This is a genomic window from Flavobacterium sp. (assembly GCF_028712645.1).
Classification (GTDB): domain Bacteria; phylum Bacteroidota; class Bacteroidia; order Flavobacteriales; family Flavobacteriaceae; genus Flavobacterium.
The window spans coordinates 1-6077 of sequence record NZ_JAQTPQ010000220.1 but is presented as its reverse complement, the minus strand read 5'-3'; the positions used below and the strand labels follow the sequence as shown (position 1 = coordinate 6077).

6 protein-coding genes and 1 pseudogene are annotated in these 6077 nt (G+C 31.2%); 2 read left to right on the top strand and 5 right to left on the bottom strand.

From position 1 onward, the window contains the following. The 3 genes from metG to PHC28_RS14550 form a co-directional block, all read right to left on the bottom strand. Positions 1–1892, bottom strand: a 1892-nt coding sequence (metG, locus tag PHC28_RS14560; RefSeq protein ID WP_300102181.1) for a methionine--tRNA ligase, incomplete at its 3' end; no start/stop codon positions are given. A gap of 26 nt (positions 1893–1918) precedes the next feature. Then, positions 1919–2575: a hypothetical protein gene (locus PHC28_RS14555; RefSeq protein WP_300102178.1), complete on the bottom strand. Its 657-nt coding sequence runs from the start codon at positions 2573–2575 to the stop codon at positions 1919–1921. Next, positions 2566–4368: an AAA family ATPase gene (locus tag PHC28_RS14550; protein ID WP_300102175.1), complete on the bottom strand. Its 1803-nt coding sequence runs from the start codon at positions 4366–4368 to the stop codon at positions 2566–2568. Before PHC28_RS14550 ends, PHC28_RS14555 begins: the two co-directional genes overlap by 10 nt. A 150-nt stretch (positions 4369–4518) precedes the next feature. Between PHC28_RS14550 and PHC28_RS14545 the strand changes: the two genes are divergently transcribed. Then, entirely contained in the window at positions 4519–4695 is a 177-nt protein-coding gene (locus PHC28_RS14545) for a hypothetical protein (RefSeq protein WP_300102172.1), read from the top strand. 57 nt (positions 4696–4752) lie between these two features. On the opposite strand, the gene PHC28_RS14540 is transcribed toward PHC28_RS14545, so the two are convergent. Then, on the bottom strand, positions 4753–4983 hold the full coding sequence (locus tag PHC28_RS14540) for a hypothetical protein (RefSeq protein ID WP_300102169.1): 231 nt from the start codon (positions 4981–4983) through the stop codon (positions 4753–4755). 295 nt (positions 4984–5278) lie between these two features. On the opposite strand from PHC28_RS14540, the gene PHC28_RS14535 reads away from it, so the two are divergent. After that, the gene (locus PHC28_RS14535) at positions 5279–5818 is read left to right on the top strand and encodes a hypothetical protein (RefSeq protein WP_300102166.1); all 540 of its coding nucleotides are present in this window, start codon (positions 5279–5281) and stop codon (positions 5816–5818) included. Positions 5819–5878: 60 nt separating this feature from the next. Here the strand turns inward: PHC28_RS14535 and PHC28_RS14530 are convergent. Further along, positions 5879–6077 (bottom strand): annotated as a pseudogene (locus PHC28_RS14530) (type II toxin-antitoxin system death-on-curing family toxin); the annotation flags it as partial.

Here is a 6077-nt window from a genome sequence, read left to right as displayed (position 1 = left end):
GGTTTAAAACTTTCGGCAATTCCTGAAACTATGGTGCGAACGTCGATTCCTGTGTCCACTTTCAAAATCAACAATTTGTTGGCTTTCGGCATTTTTTCAGCTTCGAGAATGGTTCCCACACGCAAATCCATTTTAGCAAAATCCTCAAATTGAATCAATTCTTTTTGTGGTTCTGCCACTTTGTTTTCGGCAGAGTTGGCCGATTTTGTAGCTTCTAATTTGTCAATTTGTTTCTGGATTTCTTCGTCTTCAATTTTGGCAAAAAGTAATTCTGCTTCACCGATTTGGTGTCCAGCAGGAATTAAATCGGAATCATCAGAAACGGTTCTCCAGTCAATCGCTTCTTCAATTTTAAGGATACGAGACAATTTCGCAGCGGTAAACGGCAAGAATGGCTCACAAAGTGAACTCAAAGCCGCAGCAATTTGCAAAGCCACATACATTTGGGTTTGCACACGAGCTGGATCGGTTTTTACCATTTTCCAAGGCTCTTCGTCGGCAAGATATTTATTTCCTAAACGAGCTACATTCATCAATTCTCCCAAAGCTTCACGGAAACGGTAACGCTCAATTGAACTTGAAATTACTGCTGGATAAGCTTTTAATTCCGACAAAGTTTGTTCATCTACTTCCGAAAATTCGTTGGGAGTTGGAACAATTCCTTCGTAATATTTATTGGTCAAAACCACCACACGATTGATGAAATTTCCAAAAATTGCCACCAATTCATTGTTGTTTCTCGCCTGGAAATCTTTCCAAGTAAAATCGTTGTCTTTAGTTTCTGGAGCATTCGATGTCAAGGCATAACGCAAAACATCTTGCTGATTTGGGAATTCTTCCAAATATTCGTGCAACCAAACCGCCCAATTTTTAGACGTTGATAATTTATTTCCTTCCAAATTCAAGAACTCGTTCGCAGGAACATTATCAGGTAAAATATAACTTCCTTCGGCTTTTAACATCGCAGGGAAAATGATGCAGTGAAAAACAATATTGTCTTTCCCGATGAAGTGAACCAATTTTGTGTCTTTATCTTTCCAATACGGTTCCCAATCTTTTCCTTCACGAGCAGCCCATTCTTTCGAAGAAGAAATGTAGCCAATTGGCGCATCAAACCAAACGTATAATTTTTTTCCTTCGGCACCTTCAACAGGAACGTCAATTCCCCAATCGAGGTCACGAGTTACCGCACGAGGTTCTAATCCGCCGTCAATCCAAGATTTTACTTGACCGTAAACATTGGGTTTCCAGTCATTTTTATGTCCAACGAGAATCCACTCTTTCAAGAAATCTTCATAACGATCCAAAGGCAAAAACCAGTGTTTCGTAGATTTCATAATTGGCGTTTCTCCAGTAATAGTCGATTTTGGATTAATCAAATCCGTGGCGTTCAAAGTCGAACCACATTTTTCGCATTGGTCACCGTAAGCTTCTTCGTTGCCGCATTTTGGGCAAGTTCCCACCACAAAACGGTCTGCCAAGAATTGGTCTGCTTTCGCATCATACAATTGCTCGGTCACTTCCTCGATAAAATCACCTTTGTCATACAAGGTTCTAAAAAATTCCGAAGCCGTATCGTGATGAATCTTAGCCGAAGTTCTGGAATAATTATCAAACGAAATTCCAAAATCCGAGAATGATTTCCGGATAATTCCATCGTATTTGTCGATTACTTCCTGAGGCGTAACCCCTTCTTTTTTGGCTTTCATCGAAATCGCCACGCCGTGTTCATCGCTTCCGCACACAAACAAAACGTCTTTTCCTTGCAATCTTAAATAACGAGAATAAATATCCGAAGGCACGTAAACACCCGCCAAATGCCCAATATGAATGGGTCCGTTTGTATAAGGCAATGCCGCTGTAATGGTATATCTTTTTGGATTCTGTAACATTGTAAAATAGTATTCTTTAGGAATTATTAATTTGAATAAAAATTTAAAAAAGTTTCGCAAGTTAATGGAATTGGTTTTTGAATATTATATTCATTTGGAAAATCAGTGTTTTCTATTTCGTCCTCAAATATTTTAAGACATATTGATTCAATGGGTGTTGATATTTCACTTAAGACTTCTAACGTTGAAATAATTGACTCTAATCCATTTTTTCTAGCATTAATATCTGTAACAATTAAGAAATTTTTCATTACACTTTTAAATGATTCATTGTCTATATCATCTTCATTTATAATTTCAATGAAATGCTGAATTATAATGATACTATCTTTGATTTTTTTAGCAATTTTAAAGCTAGTAATTTTTTCAGAGATTTGTGAATTTATATCTTTTGATTTGTTGAAATTTTTACGACCAGGTAATTCTAAATACATTTTAAGGCCTTTTAATTCTATAAAATCAATTCTTTCATTTTCAATAATGAATTTAATTGCATCGCAGGATTTATCAGAAGGGATTGCTTTTTCTGAGCTAATAATATCTTTTGTTTTATCAAAATCAATTACTTCAATTTTTGAATTTTGGCAACAAGATTTATCAAGTTTTCCAAGTTCTTTTATTTCAAAATAATTTTTTTCTATTCCAAATTTATAGAGAGTTTGTAAAAAATCTTTTATTTCCATACTAAAGTACTTAATGGTTCAGCCAGTTTGGAAAAAATAACATTTAAATCATTTGTAACATCAATTAAATTTGATTGGGTTTCATTTTCTTTCATTTCAGCATAGTAATAACTAGTCTTTTCTTCAAGTTTGTTTTTTTCTGAAAAATGTCTCAAAGCTTGAATTATATATGGACTATGTGAAGTTATGATAACAGGAATTTCATTTTTTACTAATTCAATTATCATTTCAGCATATTTAATTTGCCATTCAGGATGTAAATGGTTTTCGGGTTCATCTATAATTAATAAACATCTGTCATTTAGTATGTTGGCTTGAAGTAGGAGTTGTATAATTCCAAAAGATTTTATTCCTGACGCAGTGTTTACAGATTTAATTTGGAAATTTTTATTCTTGCCATTTTTAGAGGTAAAAATTAAATCTTTATTTTCATTATCAAATGCAAATCCACCATTTATTATATTAGATATATTTTTTAAAATATCAATGGAATCAAAATCATTTTCATAAAAAAGTTCAGAAAAATATTTTGCGTTTTCAATTTTATTTATCAAATCCTTTATGTGTAATGATACTTTTGGGCGATTTCTATATCTAATGTCATCCTCATTATCATCAAACATAGCGTCCGAATATTTAATTAAATCATACATTTGAATTAATAATGGGGTTTCTACAAAAACTACATCTCTGAATGATAAATCTTCTTTAGAATCTAATTTTGTTATTTTATTTTTTTCTAATTCTACATCTAATAATTTATCATTCCCTATATAATATCTAATATGAGATTTTTTTGTTGACCCTTTCGGGGTTATATCAGAGATGAATTCAGAAAACAAAGCTCTATTTAAAGCATTTTTAATTTGCTCTTGCTTGTCTTCTTTGCTAAATAGTAATTGTTTTATTTCGTCTAATGTTTTAATATAACCTTTAAGATTTTCTTTGTTGGAAATATTTTCGGTTAGAAGAGTTTTCTTGAAATCAAATAATTTTTCAATTTCATCCACTAATAGACCATCAAAATTATCTAACACTACATAATTATTTATGTGTTCAATAAAGTTTTTAGGAATAAATTCTTGTCTAATTATATCATTTACAAGGACTCTTCTTCTTAAGTTGTTGTATAATTGATCTAATTTATCTAAAATATTATATTCTTTACCCTCCTTTAAATCTTGCTTATATCTACCTGTTGCTTTAATAATTGAAAATAATACTTTTCCAGCAGTGCTCTTTCCTGTGTCATTGATTCCTGCAATTAATGTTAATCCATTAATTTTTATTTTAGCTGTATTAATTTTACCAATGTTGTTTATTTCAATATATTCTCCAGATTTTATTTCTAATTGTTTTTCAGAATTTACGTAATAAATGGAAGTCCTATTGAATGTGAAATCGGAACTGAATTTTTTAATTTCAGTAGGGTTTTCAAATAAAATTGCAAATCTTTCTTCTAAAGCATTGTCTTGAATAACACCTGAAATACGTTCTGTTATCCATTTTCCATAAATTTCTTCTTGATAATCAAATCCGTCCTTTCGAGTTCCTTCTAAATACGCATTTTTGATTGATAAAACAGAAACTATATTGGCAATGAAATATTTACCTTTATTTTTATTAGCCCCAACAATTAAAATTTTCTTGTAATTTTTAGCTCTAAATTTATTAAGCTTCCAAGCTAGAGTAATTTCAAATTCTCTTACTTTTTTTATATCAGCATCTCCTTCTCGAATGCAAATTCCAGAAAAGTCAGGAATGTCTTTTTCAATAATATCTATTATATTCATATAATTTCTTTATTATGCAAAAATAGATAATTTTTCGTGTAAATTTACCCAGTTAGTGCTTAACTTTTTTAAAAGCGAACGCCCTAATCTTTCACTTTTAAATATTTGATTTTATTTATATTTACAAAGCAATAAATTAAGATTTCGCCAATGCCCAAAGGACCTGAAAAAAACACCAAAAACAAGGCTTTGCATACCAAATTGCTCAATCGGAAAAAAGCTAAATTGCAGGAAGAGAAAAAAGAAAAAGCCTTGCGTTTGAAAGCTTTAGTGTCAAAAATGAATCAACAAAAAAATGGTCAATGCCAATCCAAAACTGGGGATTAATCCTCAACCAGTTCTTAACTATATTTGAAAAAAGGGTTCAACTTTAATTAATTTTTTCTAAGAATTGATAAAAGCCAAATCTTTATAAATGAATGCCGAATCTTTACTATTGAATTCCAAAAGTTCATAATTGCATTCCAAAAGTTCATAATTGCATTCCAAAAGTTCATAATTGAATTCTAAATCTTCATAATTGAATTCCAAAACTTCATAATTGCATTCCAAAAGTTCATAATTGAATTCTAAATCTTCATAATTGCATTCCAAAACTTCATAATTGCATTCCAAAAGCTCATAATTGAATGGTAAAAGTTCATAATCGAATTGTAAAACCTCATAATTGAATGGAAAAACCTCATAATTGAATGGTAAAAGTTCATAATTGAATGGAAAAACCTCACAATTGAATGGAAAAACTTCATAATTGGGGGAGTAATCATCCGATTGTGTAAACTCAGATTCTTAAAACCATAAAAAAATGAGGTGATCCAATTTTAAAAATCATAAAATTGGCTGCATTTTTAAATTTCCATTGCTCACTATTTTACCCGAAATTTGCCGCAAACCTTCAAACACAAATCTTATGGAATTCGGTAGAATAATAGTTTCGGAAACGGCCTTCAATAGTGAGAATCTTCAGGATGTGATTCACTCCAATATTTCGGTAATCAACTTGATGCGTGAGGAAAAAATCGACGACGAATTCATTCACGAAGATGCCTTGATGAGTTATTATTTAGACTATTATTATTCGCAATATGTTGCCGGAAACTTTGCCCAATTTGTACATTCTTCAGGTTGGAATGCCGAATTAAATGAATTAATCGAAGAAGGTTTAGCCTTGATTGATGCCTACAACCATTTGGATTTATTCCAACAACAATCCAAAAAAGTAAAACTTATGAGCAGCGTAAAGCTCAATAAATTCCTCAAAGGAAAATTAGAAGGTATAAACCCAACTAGAGATTTGCTCAACACTGATACTTTTTTCGAAATAGAGGAAAATTTGGTCACTTTGAACGCTAATTTCCTAAAATCACACCCCGATTTCGAAGTGCTTTCCGTAGATGAAATGTTTGCTACTCTAGAAGAATTCGTAGGTCACGAGATTAAAAGAGAGTAAATTTAGTTAATTATTTTCACAGGTCGATCTAGAAATCTGCATTATATGATTAAAGTTATGCTAGTAAAGATCTTTATAAAAATCTATTCCTAAGTTTATTTGTTCTACATCATCTCTCACTTGACTAAGGGCATTAATAATTTTTAATTTTAACTCATCACTATAATCCATTTCGTTGATTATTGATGTGATTATTTCTTGAAGTAAATCTTTGTCAATTAAATTATCGGCAACTGTTACGGCAATGTTTTCCATTTCA

What these genes read in the sequence shown, in the direction of transcription:
- PHC28_RS14555 (WP_300102178.1), bottom strand. Translation starts at nt 2,575, where the DNA reads ATGGAAATAAAAGATTTTTTACAAACTCTCTATAAATTTGGAATAGAA.
- PHC28_RS14550 (WP_300102175.1), bottom strand. Translation starts at nt 4,368, where the DNA reads ATGAATATAATAGATATTATTGAAAAAGACATTCCTGACTTTTCTGGA.
- PHC28_RS14545 (WP_300102172.1), top strand. Translation starts at nt 4,519, where the DNA reads ATGCCCAAAGGACCTGAAAAAAACACCAAAAACAAGGCTTTGCATACC.
- PHC28_RS14535 (WP_300102166.1), top strand. Translation starts at nt 5,279, where the DNA reads ATGGAATTCGGTAGAATAATAGTTTCGGAAACGGCCTTCAATAGTGAG.